General features: G+C 61.1%; 16 protein-coding genes and 2 tRNA genes. 11 read left to right on the top strand and 7 right to left on the bottom strand.

Translation table 11 applies throughout. The annotated features are described in order from the left end of the window. Positions 1-93 precede the first annotated feature (93 nt). The gene (locus I6G90_RS02090) at positions 94-1,038 is read right to left on the bottom strand and encodes a hypothetical protein (protein WP_232254400.1); all 945 of its coding nucleotides are present in this window, start codon (positions 1,036-1,038) and stop codon (positions 94-96) included. A gap of 212 nt (positions 1,039-1,250) precedes the next feature. Between I6G90_RS02090 and I6G90_RS02085 the strand changes: the two genes are divergently transcribed. Beyond that, entirely contained in the window at positions 1,251-3,203 is a 1,953-nt protein-coding gene (locus I6G90_RS02085; RefSeq protein WP_197929533.1) for a TonB-dependent receptor domain-containing protein, read from the top strand. A gap of 79 nt (positions 3,204-3,282) precedes the next feature. Here the strand turns inward: I6G90_RS02085 and I6G90_RS02080 are convergent, their stop codons facing one another. From I6G90_RS02080 to I6G90_RS02070, 3 genes are all read right to left on the bottom strand, one after another. Then, the gene (locus I6G90_RS02080; RefSeq protein WP_075112099.1) at positions 3,283-4,281 is read right to left on the bottom strand and encodes a LacI family DNA-binding transcriptional regulator; all 999 of its coding nucleotides are present in this window, start codon (positions 4,279-4,281) and stop codon (positions 3,283-3,285) included. Between the two features lie 177 nt (positions 4,282-4,458). Further along, positions 4,459-6,360 (bottom strand): transglycosylase SLT domain-containing protein, encoded by a 1,902-nt coding sequence (locus I6G90_RS02075; RefSeq protein WP_197929531.1) that lies wholly within the window; start codon positions 6,358-6,360, stop codon positions 4,459-4,461. Positions 6,361-6,459: 99 nt separating this feature from the next. Continuing rightward, the gene (locus I6G90_RS02070; RefSeq protein WP_197929523.1) at positions 6,460-8,964 is read right to left on the bottom strand and encodes a putative bifunctional diguanylate cyclase/phosphodiesterase; all 2,505 of its coding nucleotides are present in this window, start codon (positions 8,962-8,964) and stop codon (positions 6,460-6,462) included. 368 nt (positions 8,965-9,332) lie between these two features. Between I6G90_RS02070 and hpf the strand changes: the two genes are divergently transcribed. Further along, entirely contained in the window at positions 9,333-9,671 is a 339-nt protein-coding gene (gene hpf, locus I6G90_RS02065) for a ribosome hibernation-promoting factor, HPF/YfiA family (protein WP_005334257.1), read from the top strand. Between the two features lie 112 nt (positions 9,672-9,783). On the opposite strand, the gene I6G90_RS02060 is transcribed toward hpf, so the two are convergent. Further along, positions 9,784-10,293 carry a VC2046/SO_2500 family protein gene (locus tag I6G90_RS02060; RefSeq protein WP_197929521.1) on the bottom strand — a complete coding sequence of 170 codons (510 nt, stop codon included), beginning with the start codon at positions 10,291-10,293 and terminating at the stop codon, positions 9,784-9,786. Between the two features lie 124 nt (positions 10,294-10,417). Between I6G90_RS02060 and I6G90_RS02055 the strand changes: the two genes are divergently transcribed. Then, positions 10,418-10,502, top strand: a tRNA-Tyr gene (locus I6G90_RS02055). Between the two features lie 34 nt (positions 10,503-10,536). Next, positions 10,537-10,621: transfer RNA gene (locus tag I6G90_RS02050), tRNA-Tyr, on the top strand. Positions 10,622-10,796: 175 nt separating this feature from the next. On the opposite strand, the gene tamB is transcribed toward I6G90_RS02050, so the two are convergent. Further along, on the bottom strand, positions 10,797-14,645 hold the full coding sequence (tamB, locus tag I6G90_RS02045; protein WP_197929519.1) for an autotransporter assembly complex protein TamB: 3,849 nt from the start codon (positions 14,643-14,645) through the stop codon (positions 10,797-10,799). Between the two features lie 61 nt (positions 14,646-14,706). Next, positions 14,707-16,482 (bottom strand): autotransporter assembly complex protein TamA, encoded by a 1,776-nt coding sequence (tamA, locus tag I6G90_RS02040; protein ID WP_197929517.1) that lies wholly within the window; start codon positions 16,480-16,482, stop codon positions 14,707-14,709. Between the two features lie 515 nt (positions 16,483-16,997). Between tamA and I6G90_RS02035 the strand changes: the two genes are divergently transcribed. The 7 genes from I6G90_RS02035 (at position 16,998) to I6G90_RS02005 (ending at position 24,313) form a co-directional block, all read left to right on the top strand. Then, positions 16,998-17,375: a hypothetical protein gene (locus tag I6G90_RS02035; RefSeq protein WP_197929515.1), complete on the top strand. Its 378-nt coding sequence runs from the start codon at positions 16,998-17,000 to the stop codon at positions 17,373-17,375. Between the two features lie 130 nt (positions 17,376-17,505). After that, positions 17,506-17,784 carry a peptidylprolyl isomerase gene (locus I6G90_RS02030; protein WP_005334269.1) on the top strand — a complete coding sequence of 93 codons (279 nt, stop codon included), beginning with the start codon at positions 17,506-17,508 and terminating at the stop codon, positions 17,782-17,784. Positions 17,785-17,964: 180 nt separating this feature from the next. Continuing rightward, the gene (locus tag I6G90_RS02025) at positions 17,965-18,639 is read left to right on the top strand and encodes a DUF1499 domain-containing protein (RefSeq protein WP_197929514.1); all 675 of its coding nucleotides are present in this window, start codon (positions 17,965-17,967) and stop codon (positions 18,637-18,639) included. Positions 18,640-18,664: 25 nt separating this feature from the next. Further along, positions 18,665-19,246, top strand: a complete 582-nt coding sequence (locus tag I6G90_RS02020; RefSeq protein WP_197929513.1) for a carboxymuconolactone decarboxylase family protein — start codon at positions 18,665-18,667, stop codon at positions 19,244-19,246. Beyond that, positions 19,246-21,399 (top strand): FAD-dependent oxidoreductase, encoded by a 2,154-nt coding sequence (locus tag I6G90_RS02015; RefSeq protein ID WP_197929512.1) that lies wholly within the window; start codon positions 19,246-19,248, stop codon positions 21,397-21,399. Before I6G90_RS02020 ends, I6G90_RS02015 begins: the two co-directional genes overlap by 1 nt. A 17-nt stretch (positions 21,400-21,416) precedes the next feature. Next, positions 21,417-22,601, top strand: coding sequence for an ABC transporter substrate-binding protein (locus I6G90_RS02010; RefSeq protein WP_197929511.1), 1,185 nt, complete (start codon positions 21,417-21,419; stop codon positions 22,599-22,601). A 77-nt stretch (positions 22,602-22,678) separates the two neighbouring features. After that, entirely contained in the window at positions 22,679-24,313 is a 1,635-nt protein-coding gene (locus I6G90_RS02005) for an ABC transporter permease family protein (protein WP_197929510.1), read from the top strand. Positions 24,314-24,322 lie beyond the last annotated feature (9 nt).

The following is a 24,322-nucleotide window of genomic DNA, read 5'->3' as shown; positions in this document are numbered from 1 at the left end:
CTTTGCGGCGCTGAATGCAGGATGCCAAATATTGAAAAGGGGAGCTTGGCTCCCCCTTCTGTTACGTCATTCGGTGGTTATTCGCACCAGCAGTTACGCCAGCCACTGTTGCAGCTGGCGGGCCATGCCAACTGGCAGCAAGTGAGCGCGGCTTAGCAAGCGGCTACGCCAGGGCTCTGCCAGCAAGGTGGGGCAAATTCGCATCTCCCGCCCCCTGTCAGCCACGCGCACCAGCCGATCGATGAGAGTCTCCAGCGGCGGATGCTCCGGCCAGTGGGGATAGAGACCGGCTGTCGTGATACCGACCAGTTCGCTCACCCTCTCCTCCTCATCTCCTATCTCATCAACCATTGGCCAGGGGTGAAGCACCTGCAGCCAACCCGGCCGTGCTGCCTCCAGCAACTGGCCCAGCGTCGGCTGCGCAAAGTGGGGATCCCCTGCGGCTTTGAGCAGATGGCGCGCACCCGCCAGTACCACCACGCCACGAGCGGGAAGTGCAAGAAGATAGCCGGCCAGCGCCTGATCCCGCTCCCTGTTGTGCTGCAGCCACCGCTTCGGGCTCATCTCCTGCCACTCGAATAAGGGCTCGCAGAGATGCACCCGCAGCCGCATATGTGCAGGGCGCGCCAGATTGCTCTGGCGCAGGGCAGCGAAGAGGGCCGGAAACTCGGGGGCCATCCAGGCGGGAAAGGCGCAGGAGTCGAGCCAGACCGGATAGAGCCGTACCAGCGTGAGCGGCTCCCCCTGCCAGCTCTCCTCCCCCGCCAGCCAGGCATCGAGCAAGCCCTGATGGCGGCGGTTGCCGCACTCCAGCACCAGATCGGTCATGATTCCCCAGAGCGCCGGATCACACAGCCAGGCGTGCTGGCGCCGGATAAAATCCGGGTGCCAGTGCGGCTCCCCCAGCCCAACCAGCGTGCCCGCCAGCAAGGCTTCCCGGATGGCGTCTATCGGAGTCATGGCGACCACTCTGACCACGTTTTCACTTTCCTGCGCTATCCCCGACATCAGGTTTATCTCCTCGCTCTCGCCCACCATGACAACCCGCCTCTCGCGTTTATTGATGACATCAGTTATCGCGGCCAGATCCATTCCCCCCCCTGATAGTCTCAGCCATCGATCACGGATGGTGGTTGCCATTGCACCGTACCCGCCCCGTCAGCTCGTCAGTAAAAAAGTGTTGCGAACGGAACAAGGTAGCCGAGATAATGATAATGCTTATCATTTAAATATTATGGAAGATGTAAATAATGAAATTCTCAGCCTCCCGTTTTATTGCCCCCAGCCTGCTGGCCACCACCATAGTCACCCTGCTGACCCAGCAAGCGATCGCCGCCAACAAAGCGCCTCAAGCCGACGAGGTGATCACCGTCACCACCACGGCGCACAATACCCGCTCGGCACCAGCCTCCATCTCTGTCATCACGGCAGAACAGATCGCCGCCGCACCGGTCAATGACCTTGCCGACCTGCTGCGCCACGAGGTGGGCATTCAGGCTGAAGCTGACACCAATGGCCGCAGCGATATCGGTATTCGCGGCATGTCCGGCAAGTACACCCTGGTGCTGGTGGATGGCAAACGCCTCTCCTCCTCCAATGCCCTGTGGCGCGGCGGCAACTTCGACAACACCCCGGTGCCCCTTGGCATGATCCAGCGGGTCGAGGTGATCCGTGGCCCCATGTCGGCACTTTACGGCTCCGATGCCATCGGGGGTGTCATCAATATCATCACCAAGCAGCCGGGCAAAACCTGGCAAGGGGCGGCCGATGCCGACTTTAAGGCTATCGAGGGCAAGGATGGCGGCGATCAGCACAGAACCAACCTGGGCTTTACCGGCCCGCTGACCGACAACCTGCTGATCCGGATGAACGGCGAGGTGTATGACCGTCAAGCCTGGACCCCCACCGAAGCTGCTGACGGCATCCCCCTTATCGAAGCCAAGCAGACCCGCAACTTCGCCTCCACCCTGAGCTGGCTGGTGGATGAGCAGCAGCGCTTCGAGTTTGACTATCTCTACAATCAGGATGAGCGGCCCCTCGATATCTTCCGCAAGACCGGCAACAAGGTGCACAGCCGCCAGCAGCAGAACGATCGCAACCTGTTTGGTCTGACCCACAAGGGGAACTGGAGCTGGGGTGACACCACCGTCATGGCCAACTACGAGACCTCCCAGATCGACGACTTCAACACCAGCTACTCAGCCCCGCAGCAGCGGGAGCTGGAAGAGAACACCTTGACCCTCAAGGGCTATACCAACCTGGCACTGGCCAACCACTACCTGACCCTGGGTGGTGAATATCTGGATCGGGAGCTGGTGGATGCGGTGAGCTACAAGGATATCGGTGGCAAGGAGAGCCACTCACAGGAGGCGCTGTTCGCCCAGGACGAGATTGGCCTGACCGACAGCCTGACCTTCACGCTGGGTGGCCGTTACGATCACCACGAGATCTACGGCAGCCACTTCACCCCGCGCGGCTATCTGGTCTATGAGATGAACGAGCTGGTGACCGCCAAGGGCGGTGTCAGCCAGGCCTTCAAGGCACCGGCACCGCACCAGTACTCCAACGGTTACAGCATCGAGAGCTGCGGCGGCAGCTGCCGTATCTATGGCAGTGACAAGGTCAAGCCGGAAACCAGCACCAACTACGAGCTGGGCGTTATCGCAGGGCAAGGGATCTGGGAGACCAGCGCCACTCTCTTCTACTCCGATATCGACGACATGCTCACCTTCAAACAGCTGCCGAACTCCACTGACCGCACCTGGTACAACCTGGAGAAGGCCACCACCAAGGGACTGGAGCTGACCGGCAGGCTCGATCTGACCGACGATATCAACCTCGGCGCCAACTACACCTATCTCAAGGCTGAGGGCGATCAGGGTCAGGCCCTGCCCGAGCGGCCGGAGCACAAGGCCAACGCCAAGATCACCTGGCAGGCCACCGAGCGGGTCAATGCCTTTGTCGGCACCACCTACACCGGCACCCAGTTTGCCGAGCAGACCGTCAACAAGGTTGTCGTACTGCACAAGCTGCCCAGCTATCAAACCTTCGATCTCGGCACCGGTTTCAAGGTCACCAGCAACTTTGATCTGCGGGTCGGTATCACCAACCTGACCGATGTGCGCCTGCAAGAGAAAGACCCCACCTTCCAGAACGTGGAACCGGGTCGCAGTTACTACGTCAGCGGATCAGCCCGCTTCTAAACGGGCCGACAAGCAGACAACAAGCAAAAACAAACGTGGCCCCGATGGGGCCACGTTGTTATTCGCTGTTTGACGCACGTCAGGCGACTGACTCACGCTCCACCAGCTGGGCTTCAAACTTGAGCGCCAGACCGTCCACCGGCTTGTGATCGAGCAGGCGCAGCGCCAACTCGGCGGCGCGGCTGCCCATCTCCTCGATGGGGTAACGTACCGTGGTGAGCTTGGGATAGATGTAGCGGGCGTAGGGAATATCGTCGAACCCCACCACCGACACCTGCTGCGGGATCTTGTAACCCCGCTCCAGCAAGCAAGAAATCGCCCCAGCCACCATGCCATCGTTGAAACCGAGCACGGCGGTGAACTCGACACCGCGGGTCAGCAGTTCACTCATCGCCACATAGCCGCCGTTCTCGTCGGCAAAGGCGCGGCTGATGAGAGCCGGATCAAACGCGATCCCGGCCCTGGCGAGAGTCTGGGTATAGCCCGCCATCCGCTGCAGGCCATCGACAAACTCCTCATCATCGGAGGTGATAAAGGCAATTTTGCGATGACCGGCATCCAGCAAGTGCTGGCACGCGGTGGTGATCCCGGCCTTATTGTCCAGCCAGACGCAGCGATCTTCGGCCCCGGGTACCTGACGATTGATAAAGACAATGGGGGTAGAGCCTGCCGCCAGCTCGCTCAGCTCCTCGTCCGGCAGCGCCTTGCTGTGGAGGATCAGCGCATCGCACTGGCGCTGCAGCAGTGCCTGAATCGCATGACGCTCGCGGGCGATATCATGGTTGCCAGACATGACGATGGTGAACTTGTTGGCCTGATCGACCATGGTCTCGATGCCACGCATCATCTGGGCAAAGAAGGGGCCACCGCAGAGGTCGCCGACCAGCACGCCAATGCAGTTGGAACGCTTGCTGACCAGTGCCTGAGCAAAACTGTTGGGTCGAAAATTCAGTTCCTTCATGGCCGCCAATACGGCCTCACGCTTTTCCGGTGCTACCTGTGCCGTGTTGTTGATAACGCGCGACACGGTGGAGATAGACACATTTGCCAGCTGAGAAACGTCTTTAATCGTTGCCACTATCCATTCCTTTATTGTGGGGGAACCTGTCGGTGCCGACGCCTGAGTATACCCTGCGGCCTGATGTAATTCCCGGAGCCAGGTCACCGGGCATGTTTCCTTTGGTAACAGAACCTTACCCGATGATACGCGGCTGCAGGGAAATTTGAAAACAGGGGCCGGCGGGCGGCCCCCGACTCAATAGGCGTGATTGAGCTCCCGCTCCGACATGAAGCGCAGCGGCTGCTGCAACTTATGCTGATAGATGAGATCGAACGACAACACGTTTTGGACGTAGTTGCGGGTCTCCTTGTACGGGATGCTCTCGACCCACACGTCCATCGGCTTGTTGTCACTCTGGTCACGCCAGCGTTTTACCCGGCCCGGCCCGGCGTTGTAGGCGGCCGCCGCCAGGATCCGGTTGCCATCATAGACATCCAGCAAGCGCTTGAGATAGGCGCTACCGAGGCGAATATTCATCGCAGGATCAAACAGTTGCTGCTCGTTGCGATAAGGCACCCCCAGCTTGCCTGCAGTCTCTTTGGCGGTGGCCGGCATCAGCTGCATCAGGCCGCGCGCGCCCACCGGCGACTGGGCCAGCGGATAGAGGGCACTCTCCTGACGGGAGATGGCATAGAGCAGGCTGGTGTTCATGGTGCGCTCTTGCGCCATCTGGGAGAAGGTGCGTTTGAGCGGCAGCGGGAAGCGCAAATCGAGGGCATCCCACGCTTCAGCGCGAATGCTGGCGAGAATGGCCAGCTCGTGCCACCCCTGATTGAGGGCGATATGGCCAAACTCGATGCGCTGGGCCACCGGATTGCGATCCATGTTGTGGATCCACTCCGAGCGGGCCGCCGCAATCTCGTTCATCGACAGCAGCTCGCGCACCCGCAACAGGAAGGGCCAGCGCTGGCTGGCCGTGCGCCAGTCCGGTACATGCTTGACGCTCTGATTCTTCATGCGATAGGGCACACCGGTGCGCTGGGCCGCCATAAAGCCGTAGAAACCGCGCAGGTTGGCGGTCTCCAGATAGAGATCTCGCGCCGGTTTTTGCTGCCCCTGCACCTCAAGGGAGCGCGCCATCCAGTAGCGCCAGCGATCCTCTTTCTGACGGGCCATCGGCATCATCTTCACCCAGCCGGAGAGGCCACGCCAGTCCTGCTCCCAGATGGCCAGTCGCGCCCGCAGCTCGGTGATATCGGGATCCGCCAGCTTTTTCACCGTGCTGTCGACCCAACTGCGCTGGGCAATGGCGCGATCCAGCAACAGACGGCGGGCAATGGCACGCTCTACCGGTTTCACCTCGGCCTGGGTCAGGCCGAAACGGCTACGGAACAGCGCCAGCTGGCGCAGCACCGACTCCGGCTCCTGATTGGCATAGCGGGTCAGGCCGAGGGAGAGCAGCTTGCGTGAATAGGGGTTGTTGCTGAAATAGGCCGGGTTCATCGCCTTGGCGGGCTGCTCGAACAGGGTCACCATCTGATCGCCATAGCTCTGCAAGCCGCTACCCAGGGTCGCGCCAAGATGGCGGATCAGGTTGGGGTTTTCCGCCTCGAACGCCAGCGTCATCCGCTGCCAGATCTTCTCCTGGGTACGCTGACCGGATGCCTGCCACAGCTGGAACAACGGGGAGCAGGCATCGGGGCGGGATTGGCCGCTCATCCAGATCTTGCCCGCCCCCTGCAACGCCTCTTTCGGCTTGCCGGTGTAATAGAGCGCCTGATAGTGCATGCAGAGCAGATCGGTGGAGCTCGGCTTGGCCGGATAGAAGCGCAGGAACTGCGACCACTGCTGGCTCTGGGCCAGATAGGTCAGATAGCTGCGCTCCAGCCGGTTGGACTGGGGGGTATCCCCATGCTGGCGGATAAAGCGGGTCACATCGTTGTAATCGGCCGCCCCCGGACGAAAGGCGAGCTGATAGTAATCGAGATAGGGCAGCAGCGGATAATGGGTCAACCGGGCACGAATTTGCTGGAAACGGGCCTGATCATTGGCCCGTACGGCGTCATACGCCTGACGGTAGAGCGTCTGGTCGGCAGTCTGCGCCATCAGAGTCGGCACAAACAGCGCCGACAAAACAATTCCCCATACAGCTTTCACTGAACATCTCCATTGAGGGCAATACACCGCCCGGTGGCGGTGGGTCTACTGCCTCTCATTCTACCCGTTGCCAGGCAGCGCTACAGCGGGGAGCAGGGACTATTTTTCTGCACTACTCAGCTGTATTTCGCGCAGCGGTTCCGGTCTGGTCAGCCGCTGTACATATTTCTCCAGATAGGGCACCGGCAGCGGCTTGGAGGCGAGATAGCCCTGATAGAAACTGCACCCCTGCGCCTTGAGAAACTCCAGTTGCTGACGGGATTCCACCCCTTCCGCCGTGACGTTGAACCCCATATGGCGCGCCATGGCGATCACCGCCTCGACGATGGCCATGTTGTCGCCATCTTTCGGGATGTCCTGAATGAAGGAGCGGTCGATCTTGAGCTCATCGGCAGGCAGCCGCTTGAGATAGCTCAGGGAGGAGTAACCGGCGCCAAAATCGTCGATGGCAAAGCTGATGCCGAGCTCCTTGAGCTCGGTCATCTTGCTGATGGTGTCCTCGGCGTGACCCAGCACCACAGACTCGGTGATCTCCAGATTGAGGCAGGCCGGATCCATGCCGGTTTGCGCCAGCACATCGTGGATCCGCTCGACAAAGTCGGTGGCATGGAACTGCTTGGCACTGACGTTGACCGAGATCTGCGGAATGTGGATGCCGTTCTCCTCCCACAGTACGTATTGGGCACAGGCCTCGTGCAGCACCCAGTTGCCGATATCGACAATCAGGTCGGTCTCCTCGGCGATGGGAATAAACTCGGCCGGCGAGACCAGTGAGCGACCGGCTGGCTGCCAGCGGATCAATGCCTCGACGCCGATGATATCGCCGCCATCGACCATATGCTGGGGCTGATAGTAGAGGGTCAGCTCTTGCTGGCTGAGGGCATTGCGCAGTTCGTTGTGAATGAGCAGACGGCGATCCGCCTGCTGCTGCATCGAGGCATCGAAGAAGCGACGGGTCTTGCGGCCAGCGGACTTGGCCTGATACATGGCGGTATCTGCCTGCTTGAGCAGATCATCGACCCCCTGCTCCCGATCCGGAAACAAAGTAATGCCGACGCTGGCGCCGATGTGCAGCACCTGTCCCACATAGGTATAAGGAGCGGCAATCTCGGTGATGAGCCGCTCGGCAATGATATCGGCCTGCATCTCCGCCTGGGGCGGGCTGGCCGAGAGCGATGGCAGCAACAGCACAAACTCGTCACCGCCGAGGCGTGCCAGACAATCCCCCTGTCGCACCAGCCGTTTGAGGCGAGCGGCGACCTCCTTGAGCAGCCAGTCACCGGTGGCGTGGCCTAGGGAGTCGTTGATGGTCTTGAAGTGATCGAGATCGATAAAGAGCAGCGCACCAATCAGGCCGTCGCGGACCGACTCGTTGAAGGTCTGCACCAGGGTTTCGTGCAGCTGACGGCGATTGGGCAATCCGGTCAGCTCGTCGTAATAGGCGAGATCCTGAATGCGCCGCTCGGCCGCCTTGCGCTCGGAGATATCCTCGAAGCAGATGACAAAGTGGCTGATCACCCCTTTCTCATCCTGCACCGGCGTCACTATCTCCCACTGGGGATAGGTGTGACCATCGACGTGGCGACGCTGGGTCTCCCCCTGCCAGCGGCTGAGGGTGTTGAGCTCGTAGCCCAGTCCCCCCAGATTGGGCCAGAGATCCTCTTCCAGATGCAGGCCCAGTACCGACTGGCTGTCAAAGCCGGTGATCTGGCTGAAGGCGTTGTTGACCCGCAGGATCTTGAACCCCGGATCCGTGATGATGATCCCTTCGTGGGTCTCGAATGCAACGGCAGAGAGCCGCATCTGGGCATCAGTTTGCAGCCGCTCCAGCTCGGCCACCATCCGTACCGAGAAGGTATTGAGCACCGAGGTGAGGTTGCGGGTATCTGCCGGGGCCGAATAGAGCAGCGCCAGATGACCCAGAAGTTGACCTCTGGCATCAAACAGCGGCTGACCATAGTAAGTCTGCCCGGCCGCCAGCCAGGGTTGATACTCCTGCGACTCGTCGATCACCTCGAAACAGATGGCACCTTGCTTGTAGAGCTCCTGACAGGGGGAACCCGCCAGCGGGTAATCCTTCTGCGCCAGCCCGTCGGCGGCCAGCACTCTGACTCGGTCGGCACCGCACAGCTCCCCCACCCAGACCGCATCCACCTTGAGAATGTGAGCCAGCTGGCTGACCAGGGTATTGAAGAAATCGAGCCCGGTGCGGGCAGAGAGCGCCTGCGCCAACTGGGTGAGCAGGGTGGTTTGCAGCAATGGCAAAGAGAGGTTGAGGGAGGAGACCGCGCTGTTGGCAGTATCGAGAGGGGCCAGCCAACCACAACAGATCTGCTGGGTGGGCACAAATTGGCCGCTCCAGAGCACATGGTTGAGCTGACCCTGATCATCTTTCAGATGACCGATGAACTGCTCTGGCAGATGTGATTCATGAAGCCGGACGAGAAAGTCGGCAAAGCCTGCCTCATCTTCCGGTAACAGGCGAGCGGCCCAGGGATGATTGCCCTCCCCTTGCCACTGCTGGTAGGCCCCCTGATCAGAGAGACTCCACTGATCATGTTGCCGATCGAAAAACCACATGACTTGCGTGGCTTGCTGCTTCATTTACCACTCCAACACAACAACCAACCACGTTTGATGTCCCATCGGGCACAGCAACGCCCCCTGCATCCACTCATCAGATCAGCGGTTGCGAGGGAAGAGTACAAACATGCGATATCAAGCAGTGGAAACCGAACATGAGGTCGACACGAAGTGCTGCCAAGAAGGGACAGAAACGATCCTATTCCCGTCATACTGCCTGCCAGTTTCATGGAGCTCAAGCTGTTTTTGGCACGAAACCGGAAAAGATCACAATTTATAAGTTGCTGAATAGCCAAGGGAAGGTTATGTGACATAGATCACATTTCAATCTTTACCAATGAGTAATCTGAAGGTGAAGACACAAGCAAGACGACCCGAAGGGGGCCAATATGAAAATCGAAATTACCAGCAAAATCATCGACATCACCCCGGCTATCCGCGAGCGCATCGAATCCCGTTTTGAAAAGCTCGAACGTCTTCAGGTGCCTCTCATCACACCCCATGTGATTGTTTCCAAAGAGCGTCTGATGTTCACAGTCGAAGCCAGTGCTGGCATCCCCAACGGCAAACTGTTTGCCCAGGCAGAGCATGAGGATCTCTACGCCGCCATCAACGAACTGGGTCAAAAGCTCGAGCGCCAACTCAATCGTCACACCGAGAAGCCGATTGCCCGTCGCGCCAACGCCGCGCTCAAAGAGCAGCCGCAACCGGATGAAGCCGACGCTTGATAGCATGCCGCAAGGCTAAAAATTCCAAAGAGCATAAAGGCGGGGTCACCCGCCTTTTTGTTGCCTGTGATTTACCCCACCAGCGCTGCGTTACGCCAGTGAACAGGCGCCATCAACTGAGCCAGTGCAACCGGGTATCCACCCCCTGTTGCAAACGGTCGAGGATCGGCAACAGTACCAGCGGATCCTCCTGGCGTGGCATATCGGCCAGCTTTCCATGCAACCGCTCCCGCGCCAGCGGCGACAGGTTGTCGTAGACCGCCTCATCCAGCAGCGGTTGCTTGACCGCCAGCGGCGGTGTTTGCAGCGCCAGCCAGAGCCGCACATCCACCATGCTTCCCCCCTGCTGCAACCGCTCATTGATGGCACTGCAGTCACTCCCTGCCCCTTCAGCCACCAGCACCTCTGCCGGTCTCAGGTCAAAGTGCAGACGCCAGTCACGGCTCTGGGGACTGGCCGCCGGTTTGGCATCAAACCAGGGCTGCTCCTCCACCGCGTCAGTGAGCAGGGCCAGATGCAACCGGAAATCCGCCCGATCGCCATGCTGCAGGTCACGGTTGAGGCGCTGCCCCAACTGGCCCTCATCGACGAGCAGGTGATTACGGATTGAACTGGGCAGCATGAGATAACTCTCGAAAATGGCGATTTCACTGGTTATCGGCCACAAATCCAATTCTTTTAATGGAAAAATCCTGCTTGGGGGTTCACAAAACCAGAAGATCTGTTAGTATGCGCCTCGCACTTGTGGAGGGGTTCCCGAGCGGCCAAAGGGATCAGACTGTAAATCTGACGGCTCTGCCTTCGAAGGTTCGAATCCTTCTCCCTCCACCATTTCAAGTGCGACAAGTTAAAAGCAATACCCCGTGGAGGGGTTCCCGAGCGGCCAAAGGGATCAGACTGTAAATCTGACGGCTCTGCCTTCGAAGGTTCGAATCCTTCTCCCTCCACCATCATTCAGAAAACCCGGCCTCGTGCCGGGTTTTCGCATTTCTGACCTGCCCAATCCGTTGTTCCTCTGCACTGCTGCCCTTTATCGCCGTTTGCCCGCTGCCGATCGCGCAATAAAAAACGGGAGGCCTGCGCCTCCCGTTTACGTCCATATCAGCCCTGTTACGGGGCAAAGCGTTACAGGGTGAAGCGATAGAAAATATCGACCGCCTGAGCCACCCCGCTCATCGCCTGCAGATAGAGCCGTGGCAATACCTCGTAGCGCAGCTTGAATTCGGCGATGGGGCTGAACACCCCGACCCCGTACTGGAACTGCAAGCCCGGCAGCAGATAGGCCGACAGGGTCACTTGAGTGTTGTCACCACTGCCCGCGGTATCGAGGGAGACATCGCTCATCCCCAGCGACTCGCCGATGCTCGACACCACGCCGTTGGCCTGACTCACCGCACCGGCCACCAGCAGACCGTTGAAACCGCCATCCTCACCGCCGGTCTGCAACCCTTTGCCGCGCAGCAGATAGGAGAGCTGTTCCGACTGCGCCATCTGCGGCTCGGAGTAGACAGTGATCTCCGGCTTGCTGGCTGGGCCGGTCACCCGCACCCCGACCGTCACCTGACCCTCGATGGTATCGGGATCCCGGTTGGCCTCGATGTTGAGGAATGGCCGATCCAGCGGACCGGAGAAGAGGATCCGCCCCTCTTTGATGATAAGGTTCTGGCCATAGGCCTTGAAGCGGCCGTTGGTCAGCACCAGCTGGCCATTGCCTGCCAGCGGTTTCTCGGGATCCTGACGGATATTGAGACCGCCGGAGACATCGGTCTTCAGCCCCATGGCATCGAGCTTCACATCGTTGCCAAGGCGGATCGCTACCTTCATCGCCAGCGGCAGACTGGCCTGCTTGGGAGCGGGGGGCAGATCGTCATAGACCACGGTCACATCGTCGGAGACCGCCACCGCCGAATCCGGCAGGCTCTTGACCAGAATGCGCGCCCAGGGAATATCCACCTGACCTGTAATGCGGGTCTCCTCCCCCAGCGACACGGCGATATCGGGCGAGACTCTGACCCGGCCCATGCCCGGATATTGCGCCTCCAGATCCTTGCCCTGAATGGTGAGGCTGCCGCTGACCGGCATCTTGGCCCAGCTGAGCCAGCCGCCCAACGCCAGCGGCCCCTTGCCCACCAGCATGGAGCCATCGAGCTCGGCGCGGTTGCCCTCGATCTTGAGGCGAGTCACCAGCTTGGTCAGGGTCACCATGTCGGAGTGAGTCTGCACTTCACCGTCACGCAGGTTGAGCTGACCAAACAGCAGGGGCGCCGCCAGCGTGCCGTCGAAGCGGGCATCGGCGGAGATGATCCCTTGCAGGGAGCGCACCTCAGGAATGAGCGGCGCGAAGGTATTGAGCTTGAGATCGTCAAACTTGAGCTGACCGCCGAGCAGACCGCGACCGGCAGGCTCCTTGATCAGCAGGTCGGTATCGATATTGCCGATCTGCTTGGAGGCAAAATCGAGGCGAATGGCCGCCTGCTGCCGCTCGAAATCCAGGGCCAGTGCCAGCTGCTGATAGTCGGTCTTGAGGCCATCGGCGACAAAGGTGCCCGGCGTGGTGCGCACCACCGCATGCAGGGTCGGCTGATTGCCACGCCAGCTGGCGCGACCATCGGCAGATAGCATCGCCTGCCAGCGGAAGTTGTCCGGCAACCAGGGGCGCAGCCGCTTGAGATCAAACTCGCTCAGGGCAAACTCCAGGGTGCCCTGGGCAGCGGAAACCTGACTCCCCTTGACGCAGAGGCTGGCCCCCTGGGAGCCGAGGCAGAGATCCCCCATCACCAACCGCTGACGCGGCAGATCGAGATCCAGCGCCCAGGGGGAGCTCAAATCCCAGCGGCGCAGCGGGGTTTTCAGCTGCAACTCGGAGAGCTCCCCGCGCCAGTGATCCCCGCGCACGCCGCCACCCAGTTTGAGGTTGGCGGCAACAGGGTCACCCTTCATGGTCAGGGTCAACAGATGCTGACTGATATCGCCGCTGAGGTTCAGGGCCAGCTGGCTGAGCTTGGTTTCGCCCTGTTTCAGCTGCGCCACCAACAACGAGAGCTCACCGGCCGGTTTGGCGCCGATCACCGCATTGCCCTTGAGGCTAATCCCCTTCAGGTCGGTGCCGGCATAGTAGAGCCGGTCGGAGGCCAGATCCGCATCGATTTTTGGCGTCTGCTGATTGCCACTGACCTTCACCTGTCCCTTGATATCCCCTTTCAGGCCGGGATAGATGCCCCCCAGCTGGGGAGCCTGCAGGTTGGCATCGAGCTTCCACTGGGCAGTGCTGATACTGCCCTTGGCCTGCAACTGGTTGGGGCCACTTTGCAGCGAGATCGCCGGGATCTGCCACTCCATCTTGTCGTTGCCGCTGAGCTCCCCCTTGAGGGCCAACGGGTACTGGTTGAGTTTGCCATCCACCTTGAGCTTGGGCAGTTTCAGCTCCCAGTGGCCCGCTTCGTTCATCACGAAACGGCTCTCCAGCTCACCGGCCAGCGTCCCTTTCAGCTCAGGCACCAGCTCGGCCGGATTGATCCCCTTGAACAGGGTGATCCCCTGCCACTCGATCCCCTTGTTCCAGGCGAGTTTGCCATCGAGCTTCAGCTCCCCCTTGAGGGCGTTGAGCTGCAAGGCGATCTTGCTGAGCCGCTCCAGATCCCCCTTGCCATCCAGTGCAAGCTTGAAGGGGGGCACATCGGTCCCCTTGCCGGAGGTATTGAGGGCAAACTGGTAGCCGGAGAGCTTGCCCTTCGTAGTCAGGCTCCCCTTATCCAGCCGATAGCTCGGCTCATCTTTGGCAGGCTTATGAAATGGCCAGCCGAGGCCCTTCCAGTCGAGGGCCAAATCAAAAGGGAGATCCGGGTCGAGGGCGGCCAGAGAACCCTTGAGATTGGCGGCGACCGGTCCCTTGGCCGACAACACCAGCCCCAGCTTGCCGACCGAACCGCTCAACGCCAGCGTGGCCTGCTGCCCTTGCAGCTCGCCATCCAGCAGCCCCTTGCGGGCCTTGGCATCCAGCGTCACCGCCAGCGGGTAGTCATCACTGAGCTGGATATGGCCCTTGAGCGCCAGATCGGCCATGGCGTGGCGCAGCGAGAGCTCGCGCACCTCGATGCGATCATCGGCGGCGGTGGCCGAAAGCAGCAGCTTGTCGAGCCCCTCGATCAGCTCGCCCTGCTTATATTGCACCCGGGTCGCATTGACCCCTTCCAGCTGGATGGGGAAAGGAAGGTGAATGGCGGGCAGGATAACGGGAGCAGCCTTTGCAGGTTTTGCAACTGGCGCCCCTTTGCCCTGTTTGGCGACCTCGGCACTGGCCTTGTCGGTGCGAGCAACCGCAGTCCCGGCTTGCTTCTCGTTAGCGCTCTTATCGTTAATGGGCTTTACGTTAACGGTCTTGGCGTTCGCTATGGCTGGCGGCTTGGCAGATTTGGCTGGGCTGGCAGGCGCCGCGTCATCCAGCGTCACTTTCAGGTTATCGAGCACCGGGCCGCGCACAATCATCCCCTTGCGGTTGAGGGTTGCGCCGATATCGAGCGACCCCAGGGTCACGGCCACGCCGGGCACCGCCAGATCGAGATCCGCGACCTTGAGGCTGTCGATCTGAATCTTAAGCGGCAACGGGTGCCAGACAAAGGGTTCGGAAGGCTCTTCCGGTGTCGGCTCGGAGTCAGCTACCTTGACCACCGGATGGGTCACCGCCAGGGATTTTATCCAGAGCTTACCCTGCAACAACTTGCCGAGATCCCAGTCGAGCACGGCGCGCTCGACCGTGACATCCACCAGCTCATCCTGCCAGCCCGCCCCTTCCAGGGTCCAGCCGTAGCCAAGTTGGCCGGCCACCAGCTCCCCCTTGAGGGAGGGTAGCACCCCCTTGGCCTGTTGCCACAACCACTTGTTGCCCTGATGGGTAAAGCCCAGCAGGCTGACGCCGATGAGCAGCAGAAACACCAGCCCCATCAGCCAGAGAAAAATGCGTTTTAGCCAGATCACAATGCAGACCCCCGCGCAAGATACAGCTGCAGCGGCCAAAGAAAAAAGCGTTTAGACAACATCATAATTCAGGCCCCAATGCGAAATGCAGCCGCAAGGGCTTATCCTCCTCCGATACCCCGACCGCCAGATCCAGCCTGACCTGACCGATGGGGGTGACCCAGCGCACACCCACACCAGTACCGATCTTCCAGGGCTCGCTGTAATCGGTGGTGGAGGTGCCGCCATCCACAAACATGGCCCCCAGCCACTTCTCGCTGAAACGGTAGTTGTATTCCAGACTCGCCACGCTGGTATAGCGGCCACCGGTCAGCTTGCCATCCGGCCCGGTGGGGGAGATGGTCTCGTAATCAAAGCCGCGCACCGTCTGATCGCCACCGGTAAAGAAACGCAACGACGGCGGTACCAGCGAGAAGCTGTCACCTATGATGGCCCCCTGCTCGGCCCGCATCAGGAATCTGTGGTTATCGCCGAGGGTACGCAGCCACTTGCTGCGCCCCCACACCCGCATAAAGCTGATGTCGGAACCCCATCTGGGATCGGAGAACTCCAGCGTCAGCTGCTGGCGATCGCCCCAGTCCGGCACCAGTCCGCCGCGCATCCGCAGCCGGGACCAGGAGACCCCCGGGATCAGCAGCAAGCTGTTCCCCTCATCGGCGCCCTGGGTATAGATCTCATTCTCCAGCCGGATAAAGACGTCCCGATCCCAGCTCTCCGGTCGCCGCGTCCAGCGGTGCACACCGATAGTCGTCAGGTCGGAGCGGGTATCGTTGTTGTCCTTGTACTGGTAACCAGTCTGGATGGAGTAGTAATCCCGCAGCGGGTTGCCCACCGGGATCTGGTAATCGAAACTAAGCTCGGACTCCGGCGCCGACACCTTGGCAGTGGCAAAGAGGCGGTGACCATAGCGGTTGACCCAGGGTTTCTCCCAGGTGGCACTCAATCTTGGCCCCACGTCGGTGGCGTAACCGATACCGGTCTCGATTTCGTGATCGACCCGGTTATCCAGCGTCACCGCGATGGGCACCCGATAGTTGCTCGCCTCGCTCAATACCGGCTTGATATCGACCTGACGGAACAGCTTGGTGGAGGAGACATCCTGCGACATTTCGGCCAGCCGGATGGCGAGATAGGGGTCACCGCTCTGGATGTTGATGAGCGGGCGAATAAGGTGGAGCGCTTCGGGAGTGGCATCGTAGCGGATCTCGCCGAAACGGTAGCGATGGCCCGATTCGAACAGAATGAAGATCTCCGCCGTCCCCTTGTCCGGGAACACCTTGACCTGACTCCTGCTCAGCTTGGCATCAAAGTAACCCCGGGCCAGCCCGAGGCTACCGAGATCCGCCTTGATCGATTCATATTTGGCGTGGTTGAGAGGCTCCCCCTCTTTCAGCGGCAACTTGTCCAGCAGGGTGCTGTAGAGCTCATCGCTGCCCGCATCCCCCTCCAGCAGAATATCGAGGCGAGAGACGATGACCGGCTCCCCTTTATCCACCTCGATCACCACTTTGGACGGGGTCTTCTTATCGCGACTCAGGGTGATTTTCGGCTGGTAGTAACCATAAACCTGCAGCGCTTTTTGCACGCTCTCGGTGATCCTGGCGCGGGCCGGGCGGTATTGCCGCTCCTGATAGACCGGCAGGGCATTGAGGTAGGCTTCGACGTTATCCTTATTGTCCCCTTTCAACCCCTTGATCTGATAGGTGAGCTTGGCGGCAAACACCGGCGAGGCCACCAGCGACAGCAACAGGCCTACCCCCAGTACCAACAGGCCGCGGCGAAACGCAGGGCCGGACAGTGAACGCCCTGCCAGCAGGGATGAAATGCATCCTGTCAAAGGTCAATATTCCTGAATCTGTGGTGAAGGAAACCAACGCCCTTTCGGGCCAAACCCGAAAGCAGCGCAGCACGCCATGCAGTGCATGGCCGTGACACAAAAAGGCGCGCCAGAAAAATGGCGAACCTTATCCTAACATAGGCATCGGCCAGCGACAGCGCGGCGCCATTGGCAAATTCGCCATATCTTTTAAGAGGTTGACCACAAATCACACATTTGGGTGACAATTACGACGCTCCGCTTTTCCGATGGGGGCGAACTGACCCGCCCTGAACATGGCTCACCCCGTCATCAGGCACCATTTGTCACCTCTCCCCCTCCCCTTACAACTAACCATCCACCACGACAGGGTTTGTCGGCATCACACTACCCTCACCGTTTAACAGGCCCGGCACGCGCCAAAGCCCGCCGTACGTGGTGATTAAGAATTGCTCGTTCAGCGCAATCGAATTATCCCGCTGCCTTTGCAAGCGCCCCTCCCTCACACTTGAACCATCAACTGAAGGAGACACATCATGCATGCACGTAGCGAACAGATGGCTGACTATATTGCCGATCGTCTCGAGTTCATCACCTTTCTCGCCTGTTGCAGCGCCCTGCTGGCCCTGCTGACCGGCATGAGTGGCCAACAGGCGCTGGCCTTTACCGCCCTGAACCTGCCGTTTGGCCTCGGTATTCTGCTGGCGATGGCAATGCTGGCCCCGCTGCCCGCCCACTGGCGACTGCCGGGGATCACCTTGCTGCTGGCAGGTTGCGCCCTGATGACCCTGCAACTGGGGGGCGAGTGGCTCAATCCGCTGGCCATCTGGAGCCTCTACGCCCTGATCGGGTTGGAGATCATCTGGCAAGCTCGCCCCCGCGCCGTGCTGGCCACCCGCGCTCGCCAACAATAGGGCTGACAAGCGCCGGTAAACGGCGGGCTGTGAGGGCTGACGCCGGTGGCAAATTGGGGTACTCTTGCGCCCCCATTTGCCACCACACTTGGCATTAACAACCTTCGCCATCACTCCCAGGAGCGCCCCGATGAAAAAAGCCTGTGCCCAGCACATTCTGGTCAAGACCGAAAAACAGTGTCTGGAGATCAAGGAGAAGATCGAGAAGGGAGCCGACTTCGGCCAGATGGCCAAACGCTTCTCCACCTGCGCCTCTGCAAAACGCAGCGGCGATCTGGGGGAGTTCAACAAAGGGGATATGGTCAAGCCCTTTGACGATGCCGTCTTCAAGGGCGAACTGCTCAAGGTGCTGGGACCGGTGCGCACCAAGTTCGGCTTTCATCTGATCAAAGTGCTCTATCGCAATTAAACCATCGCCACTGACCATTCTCTCGGTGAAGCTCCCGTCAGGCGGGCTTCACCGACCTCTTCATCCTCCCTCGCAAAACTGGCCAAAACAACGCCAAACTCGCATCAATTTACTAACGTTATCAGGCAATTAAGTTTATCCTTCTCGGCATTGTCCACATTCGACGATGGATCCCGTGCTATGCCCCGCTCTTGCTTGTGGCCCCTGCTGGCCTGGTTACTCCCGCTCGCTGGCGCCCTCGGCAGCCGCTTTCATCTCTGGCCCTGGTGGATCGGTTTTGCGATCTGTTTCATCGGAGCCCTTGTCTCCCTGATCTTGCTGGTGTGCCTGCCCTGGAGCCGTAACCGCTACGCCAGCGGCCTTGGCGCCTTGCCACTGCTGCTGCCGCTGCTCTTTGTGGTGCAAGCGCTGCGGATGCCGCTGATCAACGATGTGAGTACCGATCCCTACAATCCCCCCCTGCTGCGCTGGGCGGCAGAGCTTAGAACCGCGCAGGATCTGCCAATAAATAGCGCCCCGCTGAAAGCAGTTGAGGCAAAACCCGGTCCTCTCTTTACCAGGGCCTCCCCTGCCGAAGTGGTGATTGAAGCCAACGAACTGATGCAGGAGCTGGGCTGGCAGGTGCGACCAAGCCCGGATGGTCTGGATGCAGTGGTCACCACCGGCTGGTTCGGCTTTCAGGATGATGTGGCGCTGCGGGTCTTTGCCGGCCCGAAAGAGACTCGCATCGATATGCGATCGGCCTCCCGTCAGGGGCAGAGCGACTTGGGCACCAACCGGGCGCGGATCGAGGATTTCCTGATCCGCCTGAACGAGCGCCTCGGCCAAGCCTACAAACCCAATTTGAAACCGTAAGTGTGAAACAACAAGAAGGTAACTGATGCGCGTTGAGGTCAAACCCGACCGGGAATATGCCTGGTTTATCCGCCCCTTTTTCTGGCTGCAAAAACGCAACTATGGTCAGGTGCTTATTCCGGGCAAGTGCTGGGGCCGCTCGCCGCGCCTGTTTGCCGCCGTGGCCACCCTCTATGGCGTCATCAACCGTAAACACTCCCCAATCGACCCCGTGCTGCGCTCGCTGGTGACGGTGCGGGTCTCCCAGCTCAACTGGTGCCGCTTCTGTGTCGACATCAACGCCATGACCCTGATCAAGCGAGCGGGCTCCAGCGAGAAGGTGGAGGCGCTGGCCAACTGGCGCCAAAGCCCCTTGTTTGACGAGCGGGAGAAAGCGGTGCTCGACTATACCGAGGCGATGACTGGCCTCGATGGGGTGAGCGATGAGCAGGCTGCCCGCCTCAAGCCCTGGTTCGACGACGACGCCATGGTGGAGCTGACCGGCCTTATCGCCTTCCAGAACATGTCGGCCAAGTTTAACGCCGCCCTCGATATCGCGCCGCAGGGCTTCTGCCAGCTGCCGGTGCAACCGGAACGCCCTGCCCAGCCAGACAGCAAGGACGCCTGATGAACCGGACCCGCCTGCTGCTTGCGCTGGTGATGGGGAGCCTTATCGGCACTTTTTTTGCCCTCGATCTTGGCCGTTACCTCAGTCTGGACGCCTTGCAGGCCCAGCAGGCAGCACTGGCGCAATGGGTCGACAACCACTTTGTCTCGGCCAGCCTGCTATTTGTCATCATATATGTGCTGAGCACCGCCCTCTCCCTGCCCGGCGCCAGCCTGCTCACCCTGGGTGGCAGCGCTGTGTTCGGCGTAGCCTGGGGATTGCTGCTGGTCTCCTTTGCCAGCTCCATCGGTGCGACCCTGGCCTTTCTCAGCGCCCGTTTTCTGCTGCGCGACTGGGTCACAACCCGCTTTGGCGACAAGCTGACCACCTTTCAGTCCGGAATGGCGAAGGAGGGGGCTTTCTATCTGCTGAGCCTGCGCCTCATCCCCATCTTCCCCTTCTTTCTGGTCAACCTGCTGATGGGGCTCACCCCCATCAGAGTCAGCACCTACTACTGGGTGAGCCAGCTTGGCATGCTGCCCGGCACCTTCGTCTACGTGCTGGCGGGCAGCGAGCTTGGCCAGTTAACCAGCACCGGCAATATCCTCTCCCCCGGCCTGATGGTCGCGCTGACCCTGCTGGGGCTGATGCCCTGGCTGGTCAAGAAATTGACCGCATACCTCGCCCAACGGCGCCTGCTCGCCCCCTACCGCAAACCCGCTCGCTATGACTACAACCTGCTGGTGATAGGTGCCGGTGCAGGTGGGTTGGTTACCAGCTATATCGCGGCAGCGGTGAAGGCCAAGGTGGCGCTCATCGAGAAACACAAGATGGGGGGCGATTGCCTCAACAGTGGCTGCGTTCCCTCCAAGGCATTGATCCGCAGCGCCCGCTTTGCCGCCGAGCAGCGCAAGGCCAGTGAGCTGGGCTTTAGCCCAAGCCACTCCCGCGCCGATTTTACCGCCGTGATGGAGCGGGTGACTGAGGTTATCAAGGAGGTCGAGCCCCACGATTCCATCGAGCGCTATCAGGGGCTTGGGGTCGAGTGCATCGAAGGAGAGGCGCGGCTGGTCTCCCCCTGGGAGGTCGAAGTCAATGGCCAGCGCCTTGCCAGCCGCCATATCGTTATCGCCACCGGCGCCCGGCCGTTGGTGCCCAAGCTGCCGGGGCTGGATCAGGTGCCTTACCTCACCTCGGATAGCCTCTGGCAACTGCGCACCCCGCCGCGCCGCCTGCTGGTGCTGGGCGGCGGCCCCATCGGCTGCGAGCTGGCCCAGAGCTTCGCCCTGCTCGGCATTCCCGTTACGTTGGTGGAACTCTCGGAGCAACTGCTGCCCCGCGAAGATAGAGAGGTAGCCGACGCGCTGGCCGGGCAGATGAGCCGCGATGGCGTGCAGCTATTCACCGGCTGGCGCGCCGAGCGAGCCGACTATCTGCCCGCAGCCAAGGGGGATCTCCCCATCCGGCTGCAACTGCGCCAGGGCGATGAGACACAGGTGGTGGAAGGGGATCAACTGCTGCTGGCACTGGGTCGGGTCGCCAACGTCAGCGGCTTCGGGCTCGAAGCGTTGGGGGTTGAGCTTGCCCCCCGCGGCACCATAGCGGTCGATGGCTTTCTTGCCACCAACTTCCCCAGCATACTGGCGGTGGGAGACGTAGCGGGCCCTTACCAGTTCACCCACTTCGCCGCCCATCAGGCCTGGTATGCGGCGGTCAATGCCCTGTTTGGCCAGTTCAAGCGCTTTCGGGCCGACTATCGGGTCATTCCGGCGGCCACCTACACCACGCCGGAGATTGCCCGGGTTGGCCTCAATCGCAAGGAGGCAGAGGCGCAGGGGATTGCCTTCGAGGCGACCCGCTTCGAGCTGGCCGAGCTGGATCGCGCCATTGCCGATGGGGAGCGCCAGGGTTTTGTCGAGGTGCTGACCGTACCGGGCAAGGATACTATCCTGGGCGCCACCATAGTGGGCACTCACGCCGGTGAGCGGATTGCCGAGTTCGTGCTCGCCATGCGTCACCGCCTCGGCCTTGGCAAGATCCTCGGCACCATTCACGCCTATCCCACCCTGATGGAGGGGAACAAATATGTGGCAGGTGAATGGAAACGGGCCCACCAGCCCACCCGGGTGCTGGCGTTGCTGGCCCGTTATCACCGCTGGCGCCGTGGCGCCTGACAATCAGGGAAACTTTTATGCTCAAGCCATTCTCACAGCTCAAACAGCGGCTCAACGCCCTGCTGTGCACCCTGCCACTGCTCGCCAGCGGCCCACTGTTAGCCAATTCAGATAACAACTGGCAACAGACCCTTGAGGAGGCGAAGGGGCAGACCGTCTACTTCAACGCCTGGGGCGGCAGCCCGGAGATCAACGCCTATCTGGTGTGGGCCGGGCAGGAGCTGGCGCGCGACTATCAGGTCAAGCTGGTGCAGGTGAAGGTAGATGACATCGCCCAGAGCGTCAGCCAGCTGCTGGCCAACAAGCAGGCGGGCAAGCAAGCGGGCGGCCCCATCGATCTGCTCTGGGTCAACGGCGAGAACTTCAAGGCGCTCAAGGAGCAGGGGCTGCTTGGCGCTCCCTTTACCGCTGAGCTGCCCAACATGGCGCTGGTAGACAGCAGCCTGCCGGTGAGTGAGGACTTCACCCTGCCAGTGGAAGGGCTGGAAGCCCCCTGGGGCATCGGCCAGCTCAACCTGATGGTCGATACCGAAGAGGTCACCAGAGCGCCCACCTCGGCAGCAGCCCTGCTGGCGTGGGCCAAGGCCCATCCCGGCCGCTTTACCTATCCCAAGCCGCCCCAGTTCCATGGCTCCAGCTTTCTCAAGCAGATCCTGCTGGAGTTGACGCCAGACCCCGCCCCCCTCTATCGGGAGGCAACCGAGAGCGACTTTGCCAAGCTCACCACCCCGCTCTGGGCCTGGCTCGATGAACTGCATCCGGCACTCTGGCGCAAGGGCAAACTGTTCCCTACCAGCGCCGCCGAAACCCGCCAGCTGCTCGATGATGGCGAGCTGGCCATGGCCATCAGCTTCAACCCGCAGGAGGCGCAAAGTGCCGCCCAGATTGGCGCCCTGCCCCCCAGCGTGGAGGCGGTCGCCATGGAGAAAGGGGCGCTCACCAACAGCCATTTTCTCGCCATACCCTTCAATGCCAGCGCCCGTGCGGGAGCTAAAGTGGTGGCCAACTTTCTGTTAAGCCCGGCGGCGCAGGCGCGCAAGGCCAATCCGGCGTTTTGGGGTGATCCCAGCGTGCTGCGGGCCGATGCCCTGCCTGACTCCGCCAAGGGGCAACCGGCATTGCGCTTCAAATCAGTGTCAGAGCCCCATCCCAGCTGGCAGCTCAAACTGGAAGCGGCCTGGGCCGAGCGTTACGGCCACTGATGAGTGCCGCTGGTCACCCGCTTGCCCGCTCCCGGCCATGGCGCCGGTTGACACGCCACTCCAGTATGAGTACGGGGATGGCGGTCATTTATCTGGCGCTCTTCGTCATCCCCCTACTGGCGGGGCTGTGGCAACTGCTGATGGAGGGGATGACCAGCTCTCATCTTGCCTTGCTGCTGGCCCAGCCTGGCCTTTGGCACTCCGCTGCACTGAGTCTGTGGATTGGCGCCGCCTCGACCCTCTGCACTCTGCTGTTAACCGCCCTGCTGCTGGCTCACAGCGACAGCCGGGCTTTCAGGCTGCTCCGTCGTCTGCTCTCGCCCATGCTGGCCATGCCCCACGTCGCCTTTGCCATCGGTTTTGCCTTTCTGCTCGCCCCCTCCGGCTGGCTGCTGCGGCTCATCTCGCCAGCTCTGACGGGTTTTGATCTCCCCCCCGACTGGCAAACCATTCGCGACCCTCTAGGGCTCGGGCTGATTGCACTGCTCGTTTTCAAGGAGACCCCCTTTCTGCTGCTGATGGCCATGGCCGCGCAACACCCCATCCAGCTGGCACGCCAGCAGTGGCTGGGGGCGAGCCTCGGCTTCAGCGCCCCCCAGATCTGGTGGCGCCTGCTGCTGCCAGCGCTCTGGCCCGCCCTGCGCCTACCCATCTATGCGGTGGCAGCCTATGGTGTGGCGGTGGTGGATCTCGCCCAGTTGCTCGGGCCCGACGCCCCCGCCCCGCTAGCGGTACGGTTGTGGCTCTGGTATCAGGATCCGGACCTGCTCTGGCGCGGAGCCACCGCCAGCGGCGCCCTGCTTTTGCTCGCCATCACGGCGTTGCTCATCGCTCTGCTCAGATTACTGGAGTGGCTTCATAAAGAGATGGGCAAAGGTTGCTGGCTCGATGGCAAACGAGCGGCGCCCCACTTCTTTGGCAACCGGCTCGCAGCAGGCTCTGCATTCACTCTGATCACCCTCAATCTGGCGGTGCTGGCGGCGCTGCTGCTCTGGTCGCTGGCGCGCCGCTGGCCCTTTCCCGCCCTCTGGCCCAGTCAGTGGAGTGGTCACTACTGGCTGGATCTGCTGCCAACCCTGCTGCCGCTGCTGGCAACCAGCGCGCTGTTGGCGCTGGCGAGTGGCTTGCTGGCGCTGGTGATGGCGGTGTGTAGTCTGGAGGTGCAAGCCGGGCGCCGCCGCTGGCCACTTTGGCTTGTCTGCCTGCCGCTGTTGCTGCCGCAGGCGAGCCTGCTATTTGGTATCCGGCTCGGGTTGGACTGGCTTGCACACGACTCGATAAGCAGCGGCATTGGCTGGGGCTGGGTGCTCTGGAGCCAGCTGCTGTTTGTCTTTCCCTATGTCTATTTGTGCCTGCACGGCCCCTATCGCCAGTTCGATCCGCGGATCACCCAAAGCGCCCTGCTGCTGGGGGCAACGCCATGGCGAGCCTGGTGGCAGGTGAAAGCACCGCTGCTGGCGCGCCCGCTGCTGTTTGCCTTCGGCGTCGGGGCGGCGGTGAGTTTGGCCCAGTATCTGCCGACCCTGCTCTTTGGTGCAGGCAGGGTGGTCACCATCACCACCGAAGCGGTGGCCATCGGCAGTGGCCTCAACCGGCGGCTGGCGGGGCTCTACGGCCTGCTGCAACTGCTGCTGCCGCTCGTTATCTATCTGCTGGCGCTTTGGCTGCCGGCGCGGATCAATCCGGCGCTCAAGGGGGGCGGCTCACGATGAACTCTCATG

The organism is Aeromonas allosaccharophila, assembly GCF_016026615.1.
GTDB lineage: Bacteria > Pseudomonadota > Gammaproteobacteria > Enterobacterales > Aeromonadaceae > Aeromonas > Aeromonas allosaccharophila.
This window is presented reverse-complemented; position numbering and strand designations above follow the sequence as displayed.

Coding starts and splice junctions, on each gene's coding strand:
- I6G90_RS02090 (WP_232254400.1), bottom strand. CDS start 1,038: ATGGTGGGCGAGAGCGAGGAGATAAACCTGATGTCGGGGATAGCGCAG.
- I6G90_RS02085 (WP_197929533.1), top strand. CDS start 1,251: ATGAAATTCTCAGCCTCCCGTTTTATTGCCCCCAGCCTGCTGGCCACC.
- I6G90_RS02070 (WP_197929523.1), bottom strand. CDS start 8,964: ATGAAGCAGCAAGCCACGCAAGTCATGTGGTTTTTCGATCGGCAACAT.
- hpf (WP_005334257.1), top strand. CDS start 9,333: ATGAAAATCGAAATTACCAGCAAAATCATCGACATCACCCCGGCTATC.
- I6G90_RS02060 (WP_197929521.1), bottom strand. CDS start 10,293: ATGCTGCCCAGTTCAATCCGTAATCACCTGCTCGTCGATGAGGGCCAG.
- I6G90_RS02035 (WP_197929515.1), top strand. CDS start 16,998: ATGCATGCACGTAGCGAACAGATGGCTGACTATATTGCCGATCGTCTC.
- I6G90_RS02030 (WP_005334269.1), top strand. CDS start 17,506: ATGAAAAAAGCCTGTGCCCAGCACATTCTGGTCAAGACCGAAAAACAG.
- I6G90_RS02025 (WP_197929514.1), top strand. CDS start 17,965: ATGCCCCGCTCTTGCTTGTGGCCCCTGCTGGCCTGGTTACTCCCGCTC.
- I6G90_RS02020 (WP_197929513.1), top strand. CDS start 18,665: ATGCGCGTTGAGGTCAAACCCGACCGGGAATATGCCTGGTTTATCCGC.
- I6G90_RS02015 (WP_197929512.1), top strand. CDS start 19,246: ATGAACCGGACCCGCCTGCTGCTTGCGCTGGTGATGGGGAGCCTTATC.
- I6G90_RS02010 (WP_197929511.1), top strand. CDS start 21,417: ATGCTCAAGCCATTCTCACAGCTCAAACAGCGGCTCAACGCCCTGCTG.
- I6G90_RS02005 (WP_197929510.1), top strand. CDS start 22,679: ATGGCGGTCATTTATCTGGCGCTCTTCGTCATCCCCCTACTGGCGGGG.